This is a genomic window from Pseudomonas sp. ATCC 43928 (genome assembly GCF_005938665.2).
GTDB lineage: Bacteria > Pseudomonadota > Gammaproteobacteria > Pseudomonadales > Pseudomonadaceae > Aquipseudomonas.
Genome location: NZ_CP041753.1, coordinates 2,411,267 through 2,434,739 on the forward strand (window position 1 = coordinate 2,411,267; position 23,473 = coordinate 2,434,739).

Consider the following 23,473-nt stretch of genomic DNA (forward strand, 5'->3'; position numbering starts at 1 on the left):
CCGTCACGAGGGCATTCATTTGCGGGTATTTGATGTAAATCAACCTCGGGGAGGGGGCAACGGGCGCAGTCTTGGCCCATGCCGGCGGGTAAGGGACCGGTTTCGAGCGGAGGTGTGAGATGGGGCAATATCAACGTTTGTTACTGATCGCCGACCGGACCCTGCATCAGTCTCCTGCCTTGCTCCGGGCCATCGCGCTGGCCAAGGCGAGCGGGGCCGCGCTGGATGTGCGGGCCTTTGTCGATCCGGCACCGATTGTTCATTTATGGGAAGAAAAAATCGACGAGGCGGGGTATCAGCGTTATCTGCGCCACTGTCATCGTTGGGTGGCCGACGAGGTCGAGCGGCTCAGCGGGCAGGGCGTGGACGTGACGGTTGAAGCGGTCTTCACCACCCATCCGCTGCTGGATATTTTGAAGACAATCGAAGACCTCAAGCCCGACCTGCTGATCAAGGATGTCACCCTGGAACCGGCGCTCAAACGGGTGTTCATCACTCCGCTCGATTGCCATCTGCTGCGCGAATGCACGATCCCCGTGCACCTGGTCAATCAGGTCCGTTACGGGTTGCCGCACCGGGTCGTGGCCGCCGTGGACCCGTTCGATCCGGCGACGCAAATCAGTGGCCTGAACGACACCATCATCCAGACGGCCAACGCACTGGCGCTGCAATGCGATGCACCGCTGCACCTGCTGTACGCCTACGACTTGTCGCCGGCGTTCAATGGCGATGCGCCGCTGATCGCCGGTGGCTGGGGCATGGACTTCGTCGAGGAGCTGCGCGAATCCCTGCACCGGGCGTTTATCACCCTGGCGGATCGCTACGGTGTTCCTCCCGAGCGTCGGCACTTTGTCATGGGCCTGCCGGTGCCGGTGATCAGCGAGTTTGTCGAGCAATACCTGGCGGATGTGGTGGTGATGGGCACTGTGCATCGCGTGGGGATCGACCGGTTGATTGGCAGCAACACCGAGCGGGCGTTGTACTCGGTACCGGGCAGCATTCTGGCAGTCAGGCAGCCGGGTTCGAGCGTCGCGCGGTAAGCCGATCGCTGGCCGGCCATTAGTTGATAAAAATCAGAGCCGCATGGCGAGAGCCCCCCGATACTTGAGCCACAACCTGAAGCTATCCAGATGAGGTGGGTGAGGGTGAAAATTCAACGTTTGCTATTGATTGCCCCGACCGAAATGGTCCGCACCCCGGCGTTCGATCGGGCGCGGGCCCTGGCCTGTGCAACCGGTGCGATGCTGCACATTGTCGCTTTCGATTATGTCCAGGCGCTGGCGGCGGCCGGCCTGTTTGACCACGACGCCATGGCCCAGGCGCGGGAGGGTTACTTGCAGGTACATCGTCAATGGCTGGAGCAGCAAGCCCGGTTTCAACGACGCGAAGGCGTGCAAGTGAGCACTGAAGTGGTGTGGGCCAGACCAACCCTGGCGCATCTGCTGGAGTACGTGAATGACTTCCATGCAGACCTGGTGATCAAGGACACCCACCGCGTATCAGCGCTCGATCGCGCCTTCCATCGTCCGCTGGACTGGCAGTTGCTGCGCGACTGTCCGGCGCCCTTGCACCTGGTCATCGATGCCACAAATCCCAAGCCGTTGAGCATACTGGCGACCATCGACTTGTCCCATCTGGAGGAACTGACCCAGGGGCTCAATGACCGGATTCTCGACTTGGCTTCGAGCCTGGCCGAATCTTGCGGCGCCACCTTGCACCTGCTCAATGTCAGCGGCTGGTCGGAGTTGGGGGAGGCGCAAGTGAATGTGCCGACGGCGACTCTCGATGGCAGTTTGGAAGACGCCGTCAACGATGCCCAGTTGGAGGCCTTTGAAGCGCTTGCCGAACGCTACGGAGTCGAGAAACAACGGCGCCATCTGCTGCCTGGCATCCCTCCCAAGGTCATTGCCCATTTCGCGCAACAACATGCCTTCGACATGGTGGTGCTGGGAACGACCTACCATCGCGGGATCGATATGTTCATCGGCAGTACGGCGGAAAGCGTATTGAACCGGTCGCCTTGCAGCCTGACGATCATCAAGCCATTGCCCCGGCTCGACAGAGAAGATGAACCAGTGTGACCTCGATTGATAAAAATCAACTGCCCACAAGCGCAAAGGAGCGATCAATAGTGCTCCATGAATGCTCAAGGAAACGGCCATGCGAATGACATTTCTCGGTGCTGCGGGCACGGTCACGGGTAGCAAGTACTTGCTGGAACATCGCGACCAGCATGTGCTGATCGATTGCGGTCTGTTCCAGGGCTATAAACAACTGCGCTTGCACAACTGGGACCCGTTCCAGTTGCCGGTTCGCGACCTCGAAGCCATTGTGCTGACCCACGCTCATCTGGATCACAGCGGCTACCTGCCAGTGTTGGTGCGCAACGGCTATCGCGGCCCTGTATATGCCACGCCAGCCACCTGTGAATTGGTGAAAATCCTGCTGTGCGACAGCGGCCGCTTGCAGGAAGAAGAGGCCGAGTTCGCCAATCGCCATGGCTTCTCCAAACACTCTCCGGCCTTGCCGCTGTACACCGAGCAAGACGCTGAGCGGGCATTGAAATTGCTGCGGCCGGTGCAGTTGCACCACCGGGTCGACATTGTCCCGGGGATGAGCATTCTGTTGCGCGGAGCCGGGCATATTCTGGGCGCAGCGACCGTGGAAGTCGTCGCCGATGGCATGACCCTGGTGTTCTCCGGGGATCTGGGGCGGCCGAACGATCCATTGATGTTTGCCCCGGAGACGATCGAGCAGGCCGATTATCTGCTGGTGGAGTCGACCTATGGTGACCGTCGGCATCCCGACGAATCCCCGGAAGATCAACTGGCCGAGGTCATCACCCGTACCGCGCTGCGCCATGGCATCACGCTGGTGCCATCGTTCGCGGTCGGTCGCGCGCAGTTGCTGATGTATCACCTGTATCGCTTGCAACAGAAACGCGCGATTCCCGATCTGCCGATCTACCTCAACAGCCCCATGGCCACCGACGTCACACGCTTGTACCAGCGCTTTCGCAGTGAACACCGGTTGTCCCTGGAAGAGTGCGAAGGCATGTGCCGTGTCACGCGTTTTGTGCGCTCAACCAGAGATTCCATCGAGCTGGACCAGCAGCGCACACCCGCGGTGATCATCGCCGCCAGCGGCATGGCCACTGGCGGGCGGGTGCTGCACCACCTCAAGGCGCTGGCGCCCAACCCACTCAATACGCTGCTGGTGCCGGGCTTTCAGGCGGGCGGCACCCGCGGCGCGCAGATCATCGCAGGCGCCCCGTCGGTACGTATTCACGGCAAGGACGTGCCGATTCGCGCCGAAGTGGTGCCGATGGAAACCCTGTCCGCACACGCCGACTGCGATGAAATCATGCTGTGGTTGCGCGGCTTCAAGCGGCCGCCGAAACACACCTATGTGGTACATGGCGAACCCAATGCCTCGGATGTATTGCGCCGGCGCATCAGCCTGGAGCTGGGCTGGTCGGTCTCGGTGCCGGAGTACCGCGACAGCGTGGAGCTGACGGGGCCTCTTTAGTGCTCTGGCCACTATAGAAAAGGGGCTCTAAAAAAAGCCCCTGGCCGATTTGTTTCGCCACGCGAGCCGTCTATTTCGAGAACTTTCGTGCCCCGGCCACGCAAAGAATCACTGCCACGGTCACCCCCAGCATGGCAACGCTGACCTGCTCATGCAGCAACGTGGCCGCCAGTGCCAGGCCAAAAAATGGCTGCAGCAATTGAAGCTGGCCGACGGCGGCAATTCCGCCCTGAGCCAGCCCGCGGTACCAGAACACAAAGCCAATCAACATGCTGAACAGCGAGACGTAAGCCAGGCTCAACCACGCGGGTGGGGTGATTGCCGAGAGCGAAGGCGGGGCCAGTAACCAGGTCAGCGGCGCCATGACGGGCAGCGACAGCACCAGCGCCCAAGAAATCACCTGCCAGCCTCCCAGAGTCTTGGAAAGCTTCGCACCTTCGGCATAGCCCAACCCGCACGCCAGGATCGCCAGCAACATCAGAACGTCCCCCGCAGGAGAGGCCGTCAGGCCTTGGGAGACGGCAAACCCCACCACCAGCAGGCTGCCCAGCACCGAGAAGAACCAGAACACCGGCCGGGGCCGCTCGCCGCCGCGCCAGACCCCGAACGCTGCGGTGGCGAGCGGCAACAGGCCAACGAAGACGATGGAGTGCGCAGACGTTACATATTGCAGCGCCAGTGCGGTCAACAGCGGAAACCCTAATACAACGCCCAGGGCCACGATGGCCAGGGAGAGCAGCTGATGCCTGGCCGGGCGTTTTTCCTTGAACAGCAACAGCAAGCACAGCGCCACAAGGGCAGCGATACTGGCCCGGGCGACCGTCAGGAAGACCGGGTCGAACTGTAGAACGGCCACCCGTGTCGCCGGCAGCGAGCCGCTGAAGATGAGCACGCCGATGAACCCATTGAGCCATCCGCTCGCGGTCTTTTCCGTGGTGTGCTGTTGCAGGTTCGATGTGCGTTCCATTCTGGATCCCCTTCATGCTCAGGTTGCATGGAAGGCATCGTATGGACGAAACTCAATACAATCAAAATATTGTCATGGATACATCTGCTCATGCCTCGTTCCCGCTACAAATCACTGGTGGATACGTTTGCCGCGGATATTCGCTCAGGGCGCCTGTTGCCGGGCACACGCTTGCCGACTCACCGTCAGTTGGCGACCACGGAAGGCCTGGCCCTGGTGACGGCTAGCCGGGTCTATGCGGAGCTGGAAGCCATGGGCCTGGTCAGCGGGGAGACGGGGCGGGGGACGTTCGTCAGGGAAACCTCATGGTCGCCCAACCAGGCTATCGATCAACACAGCGTTGCCGCCGGCATGACCGACCTGAACTTCAACTATCCGGCGCTTCCCGGGCAGGCCGAATTGTTGCGCAATGCCCTGCGTCAGCTCGCCTCGGCCGGTGATCTGGAAGCGTTGCTGCGCTACCAGCCACACGCCGGGCGACCCCATGAGCGCGCCGCTGTGGCGCGCCATCTGCGCGTTCGAGGGTTGACGGTCGAGGCTGAGCAAGTGCTGATCGTCACCGGCGCCCAGCAAGGGCTGGCGGTGACGATGATGGCGCTGTTGCAACCTGGTGACGTGATTGCCGCGGACGCGTTGACCTACCCGGGGTTCAAGGCCCTGGCCGACACGCTGCACCTTGAAATCGTGCCCATTCCGGTGCTCGATCACGGGCCTGATCTGCAAGCGCTGGAAAGCCTGTGCCGGCATCGACGCGTGCGGGCCGTGTACACGATGCCGACCCTGCACAATCCGCTGGGCTGGGTGATGAGTGCCGAGCAAAGGGAATACCTGGTGACGATTGCGCGCCAGCATGGGCTGCTGATCATTGAAGACGCCGCTTACGCCTTTCTCGCGGAGAATCCGCCCGCACCGCTGGCGGTACTCGCCCCCGAGAGGACGATTTATGTGTCCGGGCTCTCCAAAAGCGTGGCCACCGGACTGCGCGTCGGCTTCGTCGCCGCCCCCCTGCAGAACGTGCCAGCGCTGGAACGCACAATCAAAGCGACCACCTGGAATACCCCGGGTGTGATGACGGCGATTGCCACCACCTGGCTTGACGACGGCACCGTCATGCAACTGGAAGCCGAAAAGCGCCGGGACGCGCAGGCCCGGCAAATCGTGGCCGGCGAGGTACTGGCGGGGCTGCGCTGTATTCGCCACCCCTCGTCGTATTTTCTTTGGCTGCCATTGTCGGAAGACGCACGGGCCGACCAGATCGCCATGGCGTTGATGCGGGAAAACGTCTCGGTTTCAACCGCAGAACCCTTTGCCACTTCGGCCAACGTTCCGCATGCGTTTCGCCTGGCGCTGGGCTCCGTGGAGATGGGGGCGCTCAGGGAGGCGCTGGAGAAAGTGAAGTGGGTGGTTGGGGCTTATACATAGTCTCGTTATTACCGAAGAGTATGTGCCTGCGCCGTAGTGGTCGGTAGAGAGCCTTTATTCCAACAACTAACGCATTACAATCTCACTGAATTTGACGGTAAGCGTCTCATCATTCCCATCTCGAAACACCAACTTGATCGCTGGTGTTTTGCTGAGTTTGCTGTTGCTCTGCTGGAAGATCAGCGTAACGCGTGTAGGTACGTTGCGAATCAGCTGAAAGCGCAGCCAGGCGTTGTCCTCGACCTGGCCCACCCGGATCGACTCGAACTTCAGTGGACCGCCAGACTCGTCGAATAGCCGGGTGCCGTCGTCGAAGCGAAAGCTGCGGTCTACGTTCAGATTGGTCAGTTCAAAAGTGCAGGTGGGCAGACGGCCGATGTTCTCGCAACCCTCCAGTTCGATGCGAATGTTATCCAGCACTTCCATGCGTTTGCCGAGCAGGTTGTTGCCTTCGTTTTCGACTATTTTGGCTTGCAGTTTGGCGAACTCGAAAGAGGGCTTGGCGTATTCGGTGCCTAGGATGAAGAAGCCGAAAGACAAGCCGGCGATCATGAAAAACTGCAACGCGCCGCGGAGCATCGGCGTGAAATTACGAATCTGCCAGCCGATTGAAACGGCTCCCAGAAATATAAATGCACTCACCAGCAGGACCACGTTTTTCCAGCTGATGAAGCTGAAACCGAACACGCTCGGGTCCGGCACGGCATAGGTGATTAACGCCCACATGGCGCCCAGCACGACGCTGAGGCCTGCCATGCCGCGGGTGATCAACGAGGTGAATTTCTGAGTGCGGGTAAGCGGTATTGCTGAGTCTTGCTGGGATATCACGGTGCTGATTCCTTGTTCCGTAGCCGATCGTCCGTCCTTGAAGGTGACTGTCAGGCTGTAGCAATATAAAACCTTGAGAAATCAAGGTCAGAGCCTGGTTGTGGCAGGGGGCCATTATCCAGTAATGGCAGGCTGGGTAAAGACGTGGGAGCACCAATCACGAGTAGGTGAATGGCTCAAGAAAAATTTGCGGATCAATCCAGAGTCTTAAACCATAAGGAATGACTGAATAGCCGTCGTAGCGACCCGAGAAGGTATTAGACGCAGCGAACTCTAAAAAACGACCACGTTTATCGTTAACGACGCGTATACCCGGGCAATCGAGCATTGAGTACCGCACTATTGGGTTTGGTAGCGGAGCCGCCCACAGCTGGACTTCAACATCGCAATCAAATTGCCAAATGGTCAATTGCAGTCTGACAGCGCCCTGTTCGACGATGTACTGGTGCGAGATCCCGGACTCTCCTTCAGAAGGAGCAACCCCAAGTACGTTGAAAAGGTCAAACGGGTCCCATATCAGTGGTGGCATTGCACTTTCCTTTATCGAAGAGCAGTTCGGGTTGTTTCACGCCCCATCGAGCCCAAATTTTTTGGAGTCCAGGCGTCGTTGTCAGCGTTATCTACAATGGGGTTCCTGGACTCCGAATACCTCATCCATCACTGGTCGATCATGGGTTAGTAAAAAACGCTGATGTTTCTGATACAACTGCGCCAGGGCAGTCCTGTTCGGTCCGACGACATCCATGCCGCGATCATCGTAGGGAAATGCCATAACCTGCAGGTTCAGGTTGAAAAAGTAGATGTCACAAAACGGGCGGGGCCGAATGTCTCCAATGTCCTTCGCCAATGCACACCATAGAAAGTTCTGAAGTAGCGACAATGGGGCATGAAAGGCGACATTTGCCCAATGCTCTTCTTCATGTTCATTAAACCAATTGTCCGGATGAATGGGGTTAAGCCATCGGGAATGATTCGAGGGGATCTTGATACCGGCCGCCCGAAGCTCCGCTAGAACAGGTCGGTGTGCAAATGGATTTGCTCCGGAACGAACACGAAGACAGACAACGAGCGATCCTTCCTCGGAGAATATGTCCTCGCAAATGCACCGTGCTTTTTGAAGCGCCAGGAGAAACTGTTCAATGGCAGTTCCCTTTTCGGAAAGGCTGAATCGCAAACCTCCCGGGTAGGAATAGAACAGTGGCCGTTCGAAGGCTTTTCTTTCGAAAACCTCGTCAATTTCACGCTGTAGGTTCACTACTTTACGGTCCTTCGTAAGAGGAGTTAGTAAAAGGGAGTCGGCGGCCAAGAGCACAACTTTAGGCACATCGGGCTTTCCGGCGAGTCCAAAGACCCGTGGGGCCGGGCTTTTGAGGAGCAGGGGCTCTGCTGGGCTGGAATAACCCTCGAATATTTGCTTAAGTCCAGCTATCGCAGCCACACGGGTGCTGCACTTCAATCCCTGAAGGGCATTCCACCCGGAGAATTCCATGTCTCTTCGATTCCCGCGTTTAGCCGCATTGCTCGCCATCCTCACGATCGGCGTCTTGCCCTGTGCCCAAGCCGTTGAATACACCCGGGTCAACACCACCGCCAGCAAGATCTCCTTCACCTATAACCAGTTCGGCTCCAGGGTGTACGGCACCTTCGGCAAATTCGACGCCACGCTCGATTTCGACACGGCAAACCCCACCGCGGCCCACGCCAGGATGACCATCGACCTTGCCAGCATCGACGCCGGCAGCAGCGATGCCAATACCGAGCTGCAAAAGCCTGCCTGGTTCAACACGGCGGACTATCCGGTGGCGACCTTTGAATCGACTCGGGTAAAAGCGCTGGGCAATCAACGCTATCTGATCACCGGCAAACTTAACCTCAGGGGCATGACGCGCGAGTTGCAGGTGAAGGTGCTGTTGAAGCCGGAGCAGGCCATCGGGATTTTCGATGGCAACATCATTCTCAAACGCAGTGACTTCAAGATCGGGGAGGGGGAGTGGGCCGATACGGTGGTCTCCAACGACATCGACATCCGCTTCCGCATCGTCGCGCCGCAGCGGTGATTTTCCTGCGAGGGGCTTGATCTGTGACAATGGCCGGGCTGATGTTCAGTAAGCCTTGATCCGGAGTCAGAAACGCAATGCCCCAGCTCACCCACTTTGCCACTCCATGCCCGGAGCCCATCAACAGCCAGATTCTGCAGATGGTCGTCGACAACCTGACCGACATCAGCATGGTAGGCATCGCGCCGAGCAACCCGTTGTACAACGTCTATCAATACGCGGTGGGTTATGAGGTTCATCTCTACCTGGAAGCGCTCGGCGGCGCCAAAGGCATTGCGGTCGAGTTGATCGTCGCCATGGATGATGAAGATCCCGAGAAGGTCATCGGGTTTTTGCTGTACCTGCCGGTCAAGGACGATCCCGAGGCCTGCGGCGTGGCGTACATGGCGGTGCAGGCCAGTCACCGGCGACAGGGTGTCGCGCGGGCGATGCTGCAAGATATGCTCGGTCGCTACCCCCATGCCGAGTTGACATGCACCGTCGCCAAAGTGCCCTGGTTCGAGTCGATGGGCTTTCAAGTGCTGGGCGTGCGCGGCACTCAGGTGCTGATGAACACCCGGGATCACGCCACTGAAGGCCTGATGGGCCTGTTGGATGTCACCTCGATCTACAGTTCTTTGGAGGTGCGGCAGATACATACGTATCTGCTGCAAAAACACGGCAAGCGGGCAATGATCGATGCAGAAAAGCAGCGCGACCGGCATCTCGACCAAATGACGCGCAACGCCAAGGCGTTTGTGCTGGATCGTTTGAGCAAAAACGCCGAGCACGGGCCTCGTCCCGTCTAGACTGTCGAGTCCTTTCGGGCGCGCAGGCTGGCCGAGGCGTGATATTCTGTCGCATTAACTTGGTTTGACTTATTCGGTTCGTACGTCCACAGACGTGCGACAGAATCAATGTCGCTCAAGTAGCTGAGCCAATAATGATAAGAAGTCAGTGCACGAGGGACATATAACTGAGGTCGATGGAGACACGTCGGCCTTGTGTGCCCACCTTCAAATCTTTCTGAATGCAGAAACCCGCGGCACGCTGCCTGCGTACCCGTGAACCTGGGTTGCTCATGAATGAGGGTTGGAGGCGGATGGCGTTTATCATAGGTGCTACAAATGTTTAAGAAACTGAACACAGCCCTGCTGGGGCTGGCTTTGTCGATGGGGATCACGTCCGCTTACGCGGAGGCAAAGAAAGTCGATGTGCTGCTCATTGGCGGCGGCATCATGAGTGCAACGCTGGGTGTGTGGCTCAATGAGCTGGAACCCGACTTGTCGATGGAAATGGTCGAGCGCCTCGATGGCGTCGCCCTGGAAAGCTCCAACGGCTGGAACAACGCCGGTACCGGTCACTCCGCCCTGGCCGAGTTGAACTACACCCCGGAAGACGAGAATGGCAAAGTTCAGATCACGAAAGCCGTTGAAATCAACGAAGCCTTCCAGATCTCCCGTCAGTTCTGGGCCTGGCAGGTTCAGCAAGGCGTGCTGAAGAACCCGCGTTCGTTCATCAACTCCACTCCGCACATGAGCTTTGTGTGGGGCGATGACAACATCAAGTTCCTGAAGAAGCGCTACGAAGCCCTGCAAGCAAGCCCGCTGTTCGCCGGCATGCAGTACTCCGAAGACCCGGCAGTGATCAAGAAATGGGTTCCGCTGATGATGGAAGGGCGTGACCCGAACCAGAAAGTCGCGGCCACCTGGAGCCCGCTCGGTAACGACATGAACTTTGGCGAGATCACCCGCCAGTTCGTCGCGCACCTGCAAACCACGCCGAAGTTCGACTTGAAGTTGTCTAGCGAAGTGCAAGACATCACCAAGAACGCAGACGGCAGCTGGCGCGTCAGCTACAAAAACCTGAAAGACGGCACCAAAACCGAAACCGACGCCAAGTTCGTGTTCATCGGCGCGGGCGGCGGTGCACTGCACCTGCTGCAGAAGTCCGGCATTCCTGAAGCTCAGGAATACGCAGGCTTCCCGGTTGGCGGCTCGTTCCTGGTCACCGATAACCCGGCCATCGCCGAACAACACCTGGCCAAGGCCTACGGCAAAGCCTCCGTTGGCGCACCGCCAATGTCGGTTCCGCACCTGGACACCCGTGTCCTGGACGGCAAGCGCGTCATCCTGTTTGGCCCATTCGCGACCTTCAGCACCAAGTTCCTCAAAGAAGGCTCGTACCTGGACCTGCTGAGCACCACCACCACGCACAACGTGTGGCCAATGACCCGCGTCGGCATCAAGGAATACCCGCTGGTCGAGTACCTCGCAGGCCAACTGATGCTGTCTGACGAAGACCGCATGAATGCCCTGAAAGAATACTTCCCGAATGCCAAAGCCGAAGACTGGCGCCTGTGGCAAGCCGGCCAGCGCGTGCAAATCATCAAGCGTGATGAAGCCGCCGGTGGCGTGCTGAAGCTGGGTACCGAAATCGTTGCTTCGCAAGACGGCACCATCGCCGGCCTGCTGGGCGCATCGCCAGGCGCATCGACTGCCGCACCGATCATGCTGACCGTGCTGCAGAAAGTGTTCAAGGACAAGGTTGCCACCCCAGCCTGGCAGGAAAAACTGCATCAGATCGTGCCTAGCTACGGCACTCAGCTGAACAACAGCCCTGAGAAAGTGGCTCAAGAGTGGGCTTACACCGCCAAGGTGTTGGAGCTGACTCCGCCGCCGGTGATTGGTCAGGCAGCGGCTCCTGCTGCTCCGGCTGAGAAGCCTAAGGCTGTGAAAGAGAATGCTGCGACGGATATGGCTCTGTAACTAGAGGCCCTGTCAAAAGCCCACTGAACCGGTGACGGTCAGTGGGCTTTTTTGTGGGCGATGATCAAAAGATCGCAGCCTTCGGCAGCTACGAGTTCGTGGTGTTTGCGTGTCGTGCCCTGTGCAGATATCGCCGATACAAAACGACACCCATGACAACCGAAAGCAACCCAACCCCCGCATTACCCAAAAGCCAAATTGCAAAGTTCCGACTTTGGTCTGCCTCACTCTCGTAGAACGGCCCAAAGTAGCCTGACACTGTCACGAATATCAAATTAAACGCCCCAACGGCCAGGGCAACAACAAGGATGACGAACAATGCCCCTTTAACAATTTTCATATGACCTTCCAAAACCATATTTCCTTCGACTCGTGGTAGTCGGAGAAACTGCCCTCAATGGAAAAACCCAACTGAATACGAGGGTAGCTCAGCCAGTCCGTGAGTCTACGCCCGTTCCATAAATCGATATGATCGCCGCTGCGATTGCCGAAGGTCTCGTTTCCTCGGCGCCAGAAATCCTTGAAGAAAATGATGCCTTGTTGCCCTTCAAGATCATCTTCGAAGTCCTTTGGCTTTATCTTTTTGATGGCGTGCATACCGGGAATTTTGGCTTGGCTTAACGCTTGCGCTATTTCTTCTGCTGCCAGTACATGCCCTTCGCTCTTGGGGTGCTGCCAACAGTGGCGGACATCCTTGAGCTTGCCGAGATCAGCACCTGCCCGGCGTAGTGCCACGCCGAGGTTGATAGCACACTGATCACTGAAATTTTTGGCGCCGTTGGTTCTGCACGGAGCTGCGTCTCCAAATATTTCTGGGTGGCTTTTCCATAATGTGTCGAATGTGAGCATCCTGCCTTCTCCCTGTAGTCCTTTAATCCTGACGCCTAGCCTAGCAGAAGGTCCTATTTGCTGAAGAGACCTCTCAGAGGTCAATGGAAAAATCGGAATTCCTTCATCCTGCCGTAGGGAAGGGCAGTCTGTGGCAAGCCGGTCAACGCGTGCAAATCATCAAGCGTGATGAAGCAGCGGGTGGCGTGCTGAAGTTGGGTACCGAAATCGTTGCTTCCGCTGACGGCACCATCGCCGGTCTGCTGACCGTGCTGCGGAAAGTGTTCAAGGACAAGGTTGCCACCCCAGCCTGGCAGGAAAAACTGCACCAGATCGTGCCTAGCTACGGCACTCAGCTGAACAACAGCCCTGAGAAAGTGGCTCAAGAGTGGGCTTACACCGCCAAGGTGCTGGAGCTGACTCCGCCGCCGGAGATTGGTCAGGCAGCGGCTCCTGCTGTTCCGGCTGAGAAGCCTAAGGCTGTGAAAGAGAATGCTGCGACGGATATGGCTCTGTAACTAGAGGCCCTGTCAAAAGCCCACTGGACCGGTGACGGTCAGTGGGCTTTTTTGTGTCTGGGATTCAGCTCTGGCAGGTAGCGCAATACCTGAGTTTGGCGCGTTTTTTGTGGCGAGGGGGCTTGCCCCCGTTGGGCTGTGAAGCAGACCTGAGGAGAGCGGTTTCACTCATCGTCATGCATCAAATCCAGGCTTTTTATCCATTTATCCGTAGCCTCAAACCTTGCGTAATACGCCTGCTTTTCTGAATCCAAAAATCTTCGCCTCCCTTACTGAACAGGGCTGCGGTTCGCGATTGCTTCCAAAACCGGCAAGGTTCCAGGTTCTATCATTTCAAGGGGGACGTTAACGAGGACCAGCTTTGCAAATTCGGGAAGTCCCATGAAGAGGATCGAGATCCGCGCGACACTGCCCATATGCGTTTCCAGCCGAAAGTAATTCATCTTCCTAGAGTATCGAACACTACAAACCTCGACCCAACTTAAATATCCGTGCTTTCGGAACACTCGGCCGAATGTAAGGCCGTGCTCCGAGACTTCGTGTCGTTCGAGAAAATAAACGGCAACTAGATAGAGTCCCAGTAGCGCAAAACTGAGAAAGCCAGCCGTTGTCCACGCAGTAGTCGTTTTATTGCTGATGATATTTGAGATAATTGCCAAAGCGGAGAATCCCAGGAGGCAAGTAAGGCCAACAATAAGGACGCCTCTCGGTAGTCTCAATAGTCCTGATTCCTCAGTCGTCCGTTCCTTTATCTGCTCTTTCATGATCCATCGAAGAATAATCAGTATCAGAAGAGTTGCACTTGTCCATTGTATTATGGAGGCCAAGAATGAGTTGCTCATTGTGTCCCTCGTCGTTCTTGAATCCATATGTTTTTTGGTGCTGTGGAGTTTGTTTGAATGCTCTGAGGTTGGTGGGCGTCCCGACGCGACTGTATATCCGGTACGTGAAGCAGCATTGCTAGTCGCTCACCGTAACTTTGCCTTTGCCTTCTTCAAACATTCATCCATTGCTCTTTCTTGCACTGCTAATATCTTGTTTTGAGGTTGATAGAGTCCCGACACGGTTGTATATCCGGTACGTGATGCGGCATTGTCAGTCGCTCCCTGTAACTTTTCTTTTTCCTTCTTCAAACATTCATCCAATGCTCTTTCTTGCTCTGCCGATACATCGATTTGAGGTTGATGGTTTTCCGGGGTGGCTATATATCCACTGCTGTCATCATTGGGCTCATTGTTTTTAATGGCCCCATCCTTCAAGCGCTCCGATGAACTAGCTATTTCGCTTGAATTACTATCGTCTTTCTTGTTTTCAGTCGCAGCCTGGCTTGAGTTCTGACTGACAGTGTTGTCACTCGATGTCACGGTGTTTGCGGTGGGTGTATCACTAGCTTTATTAGATTTCAGAGGGGGGGCGGCGGGAGCGGAGACGGTGTCTAATTTAACTGTTGGCTTGTTTTTTTTCGTCGACTTATTGCTATTTTTTTGCGTTTTCTTGGCCATTGAAAAAGCAGAGTTCAGTTCTTTTTTGTTCTTGTGGATAAGACTGTCAATCGGCACGTAGCTAATAATTTGGTTGGGTTTTCTTTTGATATTTGAATTATAAAATTTCACTTGCTTCTGCGTTAGCTGGATGTCGGCAACAGGCGACAATCGAATGAGGCCAGAAATCGCCTCGCGAGCAATAGCATATGTCAGTTGATCAAGGCTGTAAGAAAAGCTATTGCTGGTTTTTGGTATGGCAGAGGGGGGCGCTATTAATTCAATGGCACTGTCATGCCTGGAGAGTATTTTTCCTGCCGCTAAATCTTTATATGTGTAAACAACATTGCATTTCGATCGAGTCCCGCCTCGGGCGTTGCTTATAGATACTGAAGATATTTCTGTACTTATTTCAATGCGGCCGCTGTAATGTCCAAATTCGATAAAGCGATCACTGTTATGAATTTCTTTCTGGGTCGCATTCTTGATGGAGTTTCCCCAGTTTGAAATTTGTAATTCACCTGGAAAGTTGTTGTCTGTATCTGCATTTTCTTTGGTTTTTATTTCTGCAGGAAGCACAATAACATCTACATTGTATGTAAGGTCATAATAGTCAATATCAGGAACAATGCTCTTGTTTCTTTCGCTTGAGACTTCTGAATAATTTCTTATGTTGGCACAACTCGTCACTCCGAAAAAGCTAAAAGCCAGCACGAGTAAGGCAGTTATTTTTTTTGTCGACATGTTACCCTCCCATAATTATTGATTAAGGGCTTGCGTTGTCGTTGACGCATAACAATGATTGGGCCGAATTCGGCGGTAACGAAATAATAGAAGCCTCTAGATAACTCTGCGCTACCAATTCCGACTTTTTTAAAAGTCTATATAAATCATAGGTCTATATTTCACGCCCAATCCCTGAGCTGTAATCGCGCGACTTCTGTTTTTTGACGTCAATATCCTGTTGGGTCAGATTGATCCGCAGGAGTAGGTGAAGTTCAAGACGGTATCTACGGTCACCAACTGCCTGTGCTCAACCAGTTCAGGCATATAACCGGGAGCCATGAAGTCGAGGCTCCACCCTGGTCTTTCGGATCATTCTTTCCTGGCAAGGGATCAGAGGACTGGCAGCCGTGTTCAAACTGAATGTCCGCCCCCCAGGAGAGATGCATCCGGTCCCATTATTCTGGCTTCAACAGCATGTCTACCCATCACCAACTACACTTTCTCCAGCCAGTCCGGGCAATCGTCCGGGGGCACACTCCAGGAGGAATCATGACAAGGAAAAATGTCTCCAGCCCTGAACCCTCAGCTACCGAAGCCAACGTGCTGTTGAGCCCGCCCGACATAGCTGCTCTCGCCGAGATATCCATCACTGATCCTGACAAAATGCACCCTGCGTGGATCAAGGAGCAGTTTCCCGAGTACGTGGACCCGCATGCAGGCCATGAGGCCAGGACGGTTCGCGAGATTAATCACAAAGGGCACGTTGTCCGGATCGTGACCACCTACCAGGTGGAGGTGGATGGGGCCCCGGTCCAGGCGCATCTGTTTGTGGACGATGCTGGACAGGTCCATACGCATGCCACTCCATTCGTTTCTTACGGATCGGCTCTCGATTTGATGACAGCGGTGATCGATGCCTATCCCGAGTCTTTCGCCAAGGGCAATGGCGACGGGGGAGAGCACTCCGACCATCCCGTTCACCATGATCACGGAGCACATCATGATCAGGTCTAATGCTGTCAAAGATCTCGCGGCGCTTCAGAAATACGTCGAAGGGGTGAAACTGCTCAAGGATCCTGCGCTGAATCCCTGGCCTGGGCAGGCCAATCTCTCGATTTATGACTCCTTGGTGGCCTGGCACCACCGGGCCATGATGATTTCAACGCCTGCGGGGCAGATGGCCAGGAATGCTGCGCATGGAGGCCCATCATTTTTACCGTGGCATCGCTACTTTCTAGTGCGGCTGGAATCGTTGCTTCGCAAAGCGGTAAATGACCCACACTTTCGAATTCCATATTGGGACTGGAACACTGACGCGGAACTTCAGGACCCCAGGACATCAGTCATCTGGTCGAATCAGTACCTTGGACAGTTCGTGGACGGGAAGTGGCGGGTACGACTGATGGGTGATGGCCGCACCATGGAACTGGGCCGGGTAAACCGCCCCCTGGTGCGTTATCTGGGGGGAGGTGGGGCGCTGCCCAGCCGAGCCAATGTACGCAAGGTCATCCAGGAAAACACCCTGTATGACAAAGTGCCCTACGACGCGGCGCAATCCACCGGTGGTGCGCGCAACTGCATCGAGGGATGGACTGGCAAAGAACGCATTCACAACAACGTCCATGTGTGGGTCGGCGGTGACATGGGGTTGTCGTCTTCGCCAAACGACCCGGTGTTCTTTCTGCATCATTGCAATGTCGACCGGCTCTGGGCGGCATGGCAAGCGAAGCATCCCGCCGCCGCTTACGTACCTGACGCAGCGGCTCCCGATACACTCAAGTTCCATCGGATCGATGACCCGATGTACAGCCCTTTTCCGGAAAAGGTGACGCCTCGAGATGTTCTGAATTACAGCCAGTACTACAAGTACGACACTTTGAGCGACCTGCTTTAGGCAGCATCAAGCGGGGGAGTCTCTAGTCATACTGAGCGCCTGCTCTTGCAGACTCGTTTGTATCAACGCAGCCAATTGTCGGGGGGCAGGCGCCAAGTGTTCTGCCCCTCGATAAAGCACATAGCCGAGGGTCGGCAGCGGGGGTAGACCGGCAATCACGGCGAGATGCCCTGGCAGACCAATGCGGGTTCGCAACGTGAGGCCCAAACCGGCCGCAACGGCCGCCCAGATTCCACCAACGCTGGGGCTGGTCAGCGCGATTCGCCAGGGAATCCGCGCCTCATCCAGTGCCTGGGTGGCCGCGCTGCGCAACACGCAAGGGGCGTCGAACATGATCAATGGCAGGGGGGAATCGACAGAGCGGTTGATGGGGGGCGAGTCACGAGGCCCGATCCAGTGCATCTGCGTTTCACCCAGGTGCGTGGCGTAGGGGGACTTGTGCCCTGTGTCCCAAGACAGGGCCAGGTCCAGGCCGCCGCTGTCGATCAATGCAAGCAGTTCGGCATTGCGCGCGATCCTGACTTCGAGGCTCACCATCGGGTACATCTTGACGTAGCGTCGCAGAATGTCGCTGAGAAAGTGTTCGCCAAAGTCTTCCTGAAGCCCGAGGCGTACCGTGGCGGCGGTCTGGCTTTCGTGCAGGGTCTGGAAAATGCTGTCGTTCAGTTCAAGCAGTCGGCGTGCATGGCTGAGCAGGGTTTCACCCACCGGCGTCAACACCAGCCCTCGACCGGATTTTGACAGCACTGGCGTGCCTACCTGTTCCTCAAGCTTCTTGAGTTGTGCGCTCACGGCAGACGTCGAGCGATTGAGCCGATCCGCCGCCTTGGCGAAGCTGTTGAACTCCACGCCGGTCACGAAAGTACGCAGCACATCAAGATCGAAGGTCGGACGGCGCATCGAATCATCCATTAATTCGGGACTAAATCCGCTATTAAATCTGATATTCGGAATAATCGCGACTTGATAGTTTTCCCCAGTCAGTTGGTTTTTCAGGAGTAGGCCCTTATGCCATTTGCCCGTATTTCACTGCACCGGGGAAAGTCTGCCGAGTATTTACAGGCCCTCTCACAAGGGCTGCACGACGCCTTGGTAGAAAGCTTCGAAGTGCCGATGGCTGATCGATTCCAGGTCATTCACCAACATGAAACGGGCGAGCTGATCTTTGATCCCGACTACCTGGGCGGTCCTCGTAGTGATGACTTTGTGCTGATCGCGATTACTGCCGGTCGCCCTCGAGACATCGAGACGAAACAGCGTTTTTATCGCAACCTGGTCGAGAAACTGGGCCGAGCGCCGGGCATCGATTCTGAGGACGTGATGGTGGTGATTACCACGACCGCGGCAGATGAGTGGTCGTTTGGTGGCGGGCGGGGCAACTAGTTTTTGCTCTCAAGCCTGTATTCCGTAAATGTGGGCTATCTGTGTCTATCGGCAGCGTGGCCCGGTTGATAGGGTCCGTATTCACTTCAAGTTGATGAGGCAATAATGGACCTTACCGCCATCCCCTTTGGGACTACCGATTGGTCGAAGATCGAACCGGTCGAACATGCCGGCCAGACGGGCATGGCCTATTGGCGGACCTGCCAGTTTGGTTCAACGCGTGTGCGGATGGTTGAATACAGCCCCGGATATCTGGCCGATCACTGGTGCTGGAGAGGTCATATCCTGTTGTGCCTGGAAGGCGAGCTACACACAGAACTGGAAGATGGCCGCCAGTTCATACTGACTGCCGGAATGAGCTATCAGGTGGGCAACGATGCTGAGGGACATCGCTCGTTTACCACTAGCGGTGCGAAGTTGTTCATTGTGGATTGATGCGTCGGTTTACGTCCGCTGACGGTAATGCAATGTCTGCACAGATGAATATCCGGAGTGCGACTCACACTCTCGCAATCGTCAATGTTTTTAAGCCATTTGGCGTTTGAATATGCGCGAGCAGATGGGGTGTCGAAGCATCTTTGAGCGCATGAAGATAAACCGGACCGGAAAAGTTTATGGCCGTCAGAATAGCGTTGACTCTTTCCGGATCCGTATGGAAGACGTCCAATGCCAGCAGAGAACAGCCTTTATCTTGGAGTGCGCTCGCGGGATGAGTCCCATGTCCCCATTGAATTATGGTGGGGGCTGATCCTGCCAAGGGAAGGCCTCCGTCCTTCGGTATCGTTATTTGCCAGGACAATGTTCCTCGTGTCATAGGTTCGACAACCCCGACGATGTCGTGGCAGGAATCACTAATAGTGTGGATATCGTCGGTCCGTGCAACCCATGTCGCCAGGCGCGCCGGCGAGTTGGGAGTAAGTTGATCAAGGCCGAACCAGCGAGGTCGGTCCGGGCATTTGGCTGATGGGTCCACGGCAATCACTTCCAGGTAGAGCTGGGGGCCAAGGCGAAGCAACCTGTTGTGGGTGCCCATGCGTGGATGGGCACCGCCCGGTTGAAGGTCGACACCTAGCAAGTCAGTGACGAACGCGCAGCCTGTATCGAGGTCCGGCGCCACGATAACAAGGTGATCGATAGTACTTTTCACGTACTCAGCTCCTTCAATGGATTTTTATCAAGCGATTGTTTCGATCACCGACTGGCTTTTAAAGCCCCAACTCCAAGGCCAGCAAATCCGACAATGGCTGCGGGCGTCGAATCAATCTAGCTTGCCCTTGCTCGATCAACACTTCGGGCAACAGTGGCCGGCTGTTGTAGTTGGATGACATCGAGGCACCGTACGCGCCGGTATCGTGCATGACCAGCAAGTCGCCAACCTGCGCTTCAGGTAGCAAACGGGGTGTGACCCCCTGTTCATCCTGCGTGAAAATATCGCCGGATTCGCACAAGGGACCTCCCACTGCACAGAGGTGCTCCGGACGACTGACCGGGACACCCTGGGAGTCCAGCAAGGTCATGTGGTGATAGGCGCCATAGAGGGCTGGTCGCATCAGGTCATTAAAGCCGGCATTCACCAGGACGAAGTTTCGACTGCCCACTTTTTTTACCGCACGGACTTCGGTGACCAAATAGCCTGACTCGGCTACCAGGAATCGGCCCGGCTCGATCTCCATCCGTACCGGGTGAGCGAGAAAAGCCTCGATGTCCTGTTTGGCCTGGCGCCAGGCGTTCGCATAACGCTGGATATCCACCGGCTCATCCCCCACACGATAAGGTGTGGAAAGCCCCCCGCCGATGGAGAATGCTTCGATATCGTGGTCGAGTGCCTTCACGGCCGAGACCATTGCGTAGCCCACTTGCTCAAGGTGTACGTAATCCACACCGGAACCGATATGCATGTGCAATCCCACCAGTTTCAGTCCGAATTGCCGAATCACGCTGAGGGCTTCCTGAACCTGACCATGCCAGATTCCATGCTTGCTGTTTTCACCACCGGTATTGGTCTTGCGGCTGTGGCCGTGGCCGAACCCAGGATTGATCCGCAGCCAGACGCGATGGCCCGCAGACTGTTGGCCCAATTGACGGAGCATATCAATCGAGCCGGTATTGACCTCAATGTTCAGTTCGACGACGCGTCGCAATGTCGCTTCATCGAACAGATCACAGGTCAGAACAATACCCGCCGGGTCACCTGCTGGGCTGTATCCAGCGAGCAGCGCCCGCTCGATTTCACCCAGTGATACGGCATCGATCCGCACGCCTTGTTCGCGGATCAACCGGAGAATATGCAGGTTCGAGCAGGCTTTTTGCGCATATCGAATGACATCGAAGCCTTGCAGTTGGTCGATGCGTGCCCTGATGGTCTGGGCGTCATAACACCAGAGCGGGGTGCCGTGCTGTCTCGCAGTCTCGGCTAATGGCAGGAAAACGGAATGATTGGGCATGGAGGTATTCAATCTGAAGTAAAGAGAGAAGCCATCATGTCGACCATTCTGTATTCAATAAAATATCTATTCTTTGCTGGTCGATTCAGTTTTGATATGGGACTTGATCAACTGGCGGAGGCCAGATGTGGGAATTTCCATACGGCATATCGAAGTCTTCCGCGCCATCATGCAGGCAGGGAGCGTCACCGGCGCAGCGCGTTTACTATTTACTTCCCAACCCACGATCAGCCGAGAACTGGCGCGGCTTGAAAGTATCTCTGGCCTTCGGCTGTTTGACCGAGAGGGAGGGAGACTGGTACCGACGGCTCAGGCCATTATGCTGTTCGAAGAGGTAGAACAGTCCTACATTGGGTTGGAACGAATCAACAGCGTTGCACAATCGATTCGTCGCTTCGAACATGGCCAACTGAGCATTGCCTGTCTTCCGATGTTGTCCCAGACCTTGTTGCCCAAGGCCTGTAAGCACTTTCAGCAACGGCATGTCGGCATAGGCTTGAGCATTGCTGCACAGGAATCCCCCTTACTGGAAGAGTCACTCAGCGCCCAGCGTTACGACCTCGGACTGACCGAAGGTGAGCATGTACCTCGAGGCACCCAAGGGGAATTGCTCTTTTGTTCCGACATGGTCTGCATACTTCCAGAGGGTCACCCTTTGCTGTCCAGGTCACTCCTCGTAATGGAAGACTTTTGCGGTGTCGATTTCATCAACTTTTCGGGTCTGGATATCTATCGTCAGACGCTCGATGAGCACTTTCGCCGGGCCGGAGTCGATCGGCATACCGTCATCGAAACAACCAACGCCACATCGGTCTGCGCCATGGTCAGGCAACAGTTGGGGGTAGCGATTATCAACCCGTTGACTGCCGTGGAGGAGTCAGGCAGAGGATTGGCCATTCGGCCGATCAGCGTGTCTATTCCCTATCGCGTTATGTTGATCAGGCCTGACTATCGACCCTCGTCAATCTTCGTCGACGCCTTCTGCAGCTCGTTGAAAGATGAGGCGTTGTGTCTCACCCATACACTCGACAAGAGATTAGAGAGCGCCAATTGAAGAGTCGTAGCTACAAAAGATCAAAAGATCGCAGCCTTCGGCAGCTCCTACGCGGTCCTGTGTAAAAACACCTTCCGCGCAGATGAGTCAGGCAGGGTGCCAAAGCAAACAAGGGATATCGAGTGATTACGTCAACGGGTGAACTGGCGATACGTCAGATATCAGCACTTCCTCCGGAAATCCTGATACTGGAAGCGGAGGCCGTTACAGAGGGTTTCAGGTTTCTCACACGCTTGGTTGCCGATTGGAAAAACGGGTCGAATCGATTCGATCAACCAGGTGAATGTCTTTTGGGAGCCTTCCGCAACGGGCAACTGATTGCCATCGGTGGTCTTTCATATGATCCATATGCCAGGTCGGATACCGGGAGGCTACGGCGGGTATACGTCGCGCACGCATCAAGGGGCCAGAATGTGGGTAAAGCTCTGGTACAGCAGCTTCTGGAATATGCGGCTCAGAGATTCCGTGTCGTGCGCCTATCCACGGATACACCTGAGGGATCGGCATTTTACCTTCGCTGCGGGTTTCAACAGATACACGATGATTTTGCGACTCATGTGAAATCATTAGCAGATGCCACATAGCCAGGGCGACGTGTTTAAGATCAAAAGATCGCAGCCTTCGGCAGCTACAGGGGGCGTGAATCGCGGATCTGATCCGTATTTTTCTTGGCTATCTGCATCTGTAATGGGATCAGCCCGCGGCTCACAATGACGGCACGGTCAGCAGTGGCGGTAACCGCTGCACCGCAAACTCATAGCGTAGGAGGCCCCATGGGCAAGATGGCAATTTTCCTGGGTGGATTTCTGGTGTTGACCATTTTGATTGGCGCGCTGGCTACGATTTCTCCCGTTTAGTCTCGTCCTGCGATCAGCAAAAAGCACAACGCCTCCACACTGGGAGGCGTTGGTTTTCTTCGGACAAGCTGATGGCAGGGGGGCCAAGACCGCCTCAACGAATATGCTTGGAATAGGCCGCTTTAAGTGCCTCGGATACAAGGGCAATCAGTATCGGGGTAGAGCTGGACTGCATGTCTCTACCGATGTCAGTTCGCCGTTCCAGCACTTTGCCAGCGTATTTGGATGCCTGGCCTTCAGACGCGAGTGATAACAGCTCTTCTTCAGTAAAAGACTTCTCATAAGCCGCAGCAAGATTTTGATTCCATTTCGGCTGGTACTGCGGAAGTAGCGCGTCAATTTCGCTCGATACGGCGCTGTATGCTTTTTCACTTCCTAACTTTTCAATGAGCATTGCAAAGGTTTGTGTTTTCTTTGCCGCCAGCAGTGCCAGTGTTGGCAGGCTGTCACCCACATGGGTTTGAGCAACAAAAGCGAGCGCTGTCTTATGCGCAAGTACTTCAGCCGTGACCGTGGTGGACAACACGATGGGCGCTACGAATGCGACCGCGACACAAAAAGACCTCATCAATTGATCTGGCTCCTTCGGTTCGCCACGTCGGTGATGCGCTACTGAGAACCCTAGTTGGGAAATACCTATATCGCTAGTGATTCGGTTCCACTTTGGCTTGAGCCAGGGCGACGTTGATGGCGTGACAGCCGTCGTGTACCCAGACTTGAAAAGCCCACTGAACCAGTA

General features: G+C 55.8%; 25 protein-coding genes. 14 read left to right on the forward strand and 11 right to left on the reverse strand.

Translation table 11 applies throughout. The annotated features are described in order from the left end of the window. The first annotated feature begins 119 nt into the window (after positions 1 to 119). The 3 genes from FFH90_RS11010 to FFH90_RS11020 all read left to right on the forward strand — a co-directional run bounded on the left by FFH90_RS11010 (position 120) and on the right by FFH90_RS11020 (position 3,528). Positions 120 to 1,040: a universal stress protein gene (locus FFH90_RS11010; RefSeq protein ID WP_138867164.1), complete on the forward strand. Its 921-nt coding sequence runs from the start codon at positions 120 to 122 to the stop codon at positions 1,038 to 1,040. A gap of 105 nt (positions 1,041 to 1,145) precedes the next feature. Continuing rightward, the gene (locus FFH90_RS11015) at positions 1,146 to 2,081 is read left to right on the forward strand and encodes a universal stress protein (RefSeq protein WP_138867165.1); all 936 of its coding nucleotides are present in this window, start codon (positions 1,146 to 1,148) and stop codon (positions 2,079 to 2,081) included. Between the two features lie 79 nt (positions 2,082 to 2,160). Beyond that, positions 2,161 to 3,528, forward strand: a complete 1,368-nt coding sequence (locus FFH90_RS11020) for an MBL fold metallo-hydrolase RNA specificity domain-containing protein (RefSeq protein ID WP_225602802.1) — start codon at positions 2,161 to 2,163, stop codon at positions 3,526 to 3,528. A gap of 70 nt (positions 3,529 to 3,598) precedes the next feature. On the opposite strand, the gene FFH90_RS11025 is transcribed toward FFH90_RS11020, so the two are convergent. Beyond that, on the reverse strand, positions 3,599 to 4,495 hold the full coding sequence (locus FFH90_RS11025; protein WP_064616934.1) for a DMT family transporter: 897 nt from the start codon (positions 4,493 to 4,495) through the stop codon (positions 3,599 to 3,601). A 90-nt stretch (positions 4,496 to 4,585) separates the two neighbouring features. Here FFH90_RS11025 and FFH90_RS11030 point away from each other — a divergent pair, with 90 nt between their 5' ends. Then, entirely contained in the window at positions 4,586 to 5,917 is a 1,332-nt protein-coding gene (locus FFH90_RS11030; protein ID WP_138867167.1) for a PLP-dependent aminotransferase family protein, read from the forward strand. Positions 5,918 to 5,983: 66 nt separating this feature from the next. Here the strand turns inward: FFH90_RS11030 and FFH90_RS11035 are convergent, their stop codons facing one another. The 3 genes from FFH90_RS11035 to FFH90_RS11045 all read right to left on the reverse strand — a co-directional run bounded on the left by FFH90_RS11035 (position 5,984) and on the right by FFH90_RS11045 (position 8,234). Further along, the gene (locus tag FFH90_RS11035) at positions 5,984 to 6,745 is read right to left on the reverse strand and encodes a hypothetical protein (protein ID WP_018928175.1); all 762 of its coding nucleotides are present in this window, start codon (positions 6,743 to 6,745) and stop codon (positions 5,984 to 5,986) included. A 157-nt stretch (positions 6,746 to 6,902) separates the two neighbouring features. After that, entirely contained in the window at positions 6,903 to 7,274 is a 372-nt protein-coding gene (locus tag FFH90_RS30170; protein ID WP_018928174.1) for a hypothetical protein, read from the reverse strand. 87 nt (positions 7,275 to 7,361) lie between these two features. Next, complete coding sequence (locus tag FFH90_RS11045) at positions 7,362 to 8,234, reverse strand: DUF3885 domain-containing protein (protein WP_225602803.1); 873 nt, start codon at positions 8,232 to 8,234, stop codon at positions 7,362 to 7,364. Here FFH90_RS11045 and FFH90_RS11055 point away from each other — a divergent pair. The 3 genes from FFH90_RS11055 (at position 8,233) to mqo (ending at position 11,549) form a co-directional block, all read left to right on the forward strand. Beyond that, entirely contained in the window at positions 8,233 to 8,802 is a 570-nt protein-coding gene (locus tag FFH90_RS11055; RefSeq protein WP_064616936.1) for a YceI family protein, read from the forward strand. The two genes, FFH90_RS11045 and FFH90_RS11055, sit on opposite strands and share 2 nt — an antisense overlap. A 77-nt stretch (positions 8,803 to 8,879) precedes the next feature. Continuing rightward, on the forward strand, positions 8,880 to 9,590 hold the full coding sequence (locus FFH90_RS11060; protein WP_138867168.1) for a GNAT family N-acetyltransferase: 711 nt from the start codon (positions 8,880 to 8,882) through the stop codon (positions 9,588 to 9,590). A gap of 318 nt (positions 9,591 to 9,908) precedes the next feature. Next, positions 9,909 to 11,549, forward strand: coding sequence for a malate dehydrogenase (quinone) (gene mqo / locus FFH90_RS11065; RefSeq protein ID WP_138867169.1), 1,641 nt, complete (start codon positions 9,909 to 9,911; stop codon positions 11,547 to 11,549). Positions 11,550 to 11,637: 88 nt separating this feature from the next. Here mqo and FFH90_RS30255 read toward each other — a convergent pair whose 3' ends face one another. Together FFH90_RS30255 and FFH90_RS11075 are read right to left on the reverse strand one after the other, a co-directional pair. Continuing rightward, positions 11,638 to 11,889: a hypothetical protein gene (locus FFH90_RS30255; RefSeq protein ID WP_225602804.1), complete on the reverse strand. Its 252-nt coding sequence runs from the start codon at positions 11,887 to 11,889 to the stop codon at positions 11,638 to 11,640. Then, positions 11,886 to 12,398: a type VI secretion system amidase effector protein Tae4 gene (locus tag FFH90_RS11075; RefSeq protein WP_138867171.1), complete on the reverse strand. Its 513-nt coding sequence runs from the start codon at positions 12,396 to 12,398 to the stop codon at positions 11,886 to 11,888. Before FFH90_RS11075 ends, FFH90_RS30255 begins: the two co-directional genes overlap by 4 nt. Before the next feature lie 83 nt (positions 12,399 to 12,481). On the opposite strand from FFH90_RS11075, the gene FFH90_RS11080 reads away from it, so the two are divergent. After that, the gene (locus tag FFH90_RS11080) at positions 12,482 to 12,895 is read left to right on the forward strand and encodes a malate:quinone oxidoreductase (protein WP_256663689.1); all 414 of its coding nucleotides are present in this window, start codon (positions 12,482 to 12,484) and stop codon (positions 12,893 to 12,895) included. A gap of 968 nt (positions 12,896 to 13,863) precedes the next feature. Here FFH90_RS11080 and FFH90_RS11090 read toward each other — a convergent pair. Then, positions 13,864 to 15,120, reverse strand: coding sequence for a hypothetical protein (locus FFH90_RS11090; protein ID WP_138867173.1), 1,257 nt, complete (start codon positions 15,118 to 15,120; stop codon positions 13,864 to 13,866). A gap of 531 nt (positions 15,121 to 15,651) precedes the next feature. Here FFH90_RS11090 and FFH90_RS11095 point away from each other — a divergent pair. Continuing rightward, positions 15,652 to 16,116 carry a hypothetical protein gene (locus FFH90_RS11095; RefSeq protein WP_018928165.1) on the forward strand — a complete coding sequence of 155 codons (465 nt, stop codon included), beginning with the start codon at positions 15,652 to 15,654 and terminating at the stop codon, positions 16,114 to 16,116. Continuing rightward, a complete protein-coding gene (locus tag FFH90_RS11100) occupies positions 16,103 to 16,996 on the forward strand; it encodes a tyrosinase family protein (RefSeq protein ID WP_138867174.1) in 894 nt (297 codons plus the stop codon). The genes FFH90_RS11095 and FFH90_RS11100 overlap by 14 nt, the downstream gene beginning before the upstream one ends. Positions 16,997 to 17,002: 6 nt before the next feature. Here FFH90_RS11100 and FFH90_RS11105 read toward each other — a convergent pair whose 3' ends face one another. Continuing rightward, positions 17,003 to 17,896 carry a LysR substrate-binding domain-containing protein gene (locus tag FFH90_RS11105; RefSeq protein WP_111453760.1) on the reverse strand — a complete coding sequence of 298 codons (894 nt, stop codon included), beginning with the start codon at positions 17,894 to 17,896 and terminating at the stop codon, positions 17,003 to 17,005. A 108-nt stretch (positions 17,897 to 18,004) separates the two neighbouring features. Here FFH90_RS11105 and FFH90_RS11110 point away from each other — a divergent pair, with 108 nt between their 5' ends. Together FFH90_RS11110 and FFH90_RS11115 are read left to right on the forward strand one after the other, a co-directional pair. Next, a complete protein-coding gene (locus FFH90_RS11110; protein WP_064616942.1) occupies positions 18,005 to 18,379 on the forward strand; it encodes a tautomerase family protein in 375 nt (124 codons plus the stop codon). Positions 18,380 to 18,484: 105 nt separating this feature from the next. After that, positions 18,485 to 18,814: a DHCW motif cupin fold protein gene (locus tag FFH90_RS11115; RefSeq protein ID WP_138867175.1), complete on the forward strand. Its 330-nt coding sequence runs from the start codon at positions 18,485 to 18,487 to the stop codon at positions 18,812 to 18,814. Positions 18,815 to 18,878: 64 nt separating this feature from the next. Here the strand turns inward: FFH90_RS11115 and FFH90_RS11120 are convergent, their stop codons facing one another. Both FFH90_RS11120 and lysA read right to left on the reverse strand, forming a co-directional pair. After that, positions 18,879 to 19,526 (reverse strand): VOC family protein, encoded by a 648-nt coding sequence (locus FFH90_RS11120; RefSeq protein WP_138867176.1) that lies wholly within the window; start codon positions 19,524 to 19,526, stop codon positions 18,879 to 18,881. Positions 19,527 to 19,584: 58 nt separating this feature from the next. Then, on the reverse strand, positions 19,585 to 20,823 hold the full coding sequence (gene lysA / locus FFH90_RS11125) for a diaminopimelate decarboxylase (RefSeq protein WP_138867177.1): 1,239 nt from the start codon (positions 20,821 to 20,823) through the stop codon (positions 19,585 to 19,587). 127 nt (positions 20,824 to 20,950) lie between these two features. On the opposite strand from lysA, the gene FFH90_RS11130 reads away from it, so the two are divergent. Both FFH90_RS11130 and FFH90_RS11135 read left to right on the forward strand, forming a co-directional pair. Next, positions 20,951 to 21,877, forward strand: a complete 927-nt coding sequence (locus tag FFH90_RS11130; protein ID WP_111453763.1) for a LysR family transcriptional regulator — start codon at positions 20,951 to 20,953, stop codon at positions 21,875 to 21,877. Between the two features lie 122 nt (positions 21,878 to 21,999). Then, positions 22,000 to 22,461 (forward strand): GNAT family N-acetyltransferase, encoded by a 462-nt coding sequence (locus tag FFH90_RS11135; RefSeq protein ID WP_111453764.1) that lies wholly within the window; start codon positions 22,000 to 22,002, stop codon positions 22,459 to 22,461. A 367-nt stretch (positions 22,462 to 22,828) separates the two neighbouring features. Here the strand turns inward: FFH90_RS11135 and FFH90_RS11140 are convergent, their stop codons facing one another. After that, positions 22,829 to 23,302, reverse strand: coding sequence for a hypothetical protein (locus FFH90_RS11140; protein ID WP_138867678.1), 474 nt, complete (start codon positions 23,300 to 23,302; stop codon positions 22,829 to 22,831). Between the last annotated feature and the right edge of the window lie 171 nt (positions 23,303 to 23,473).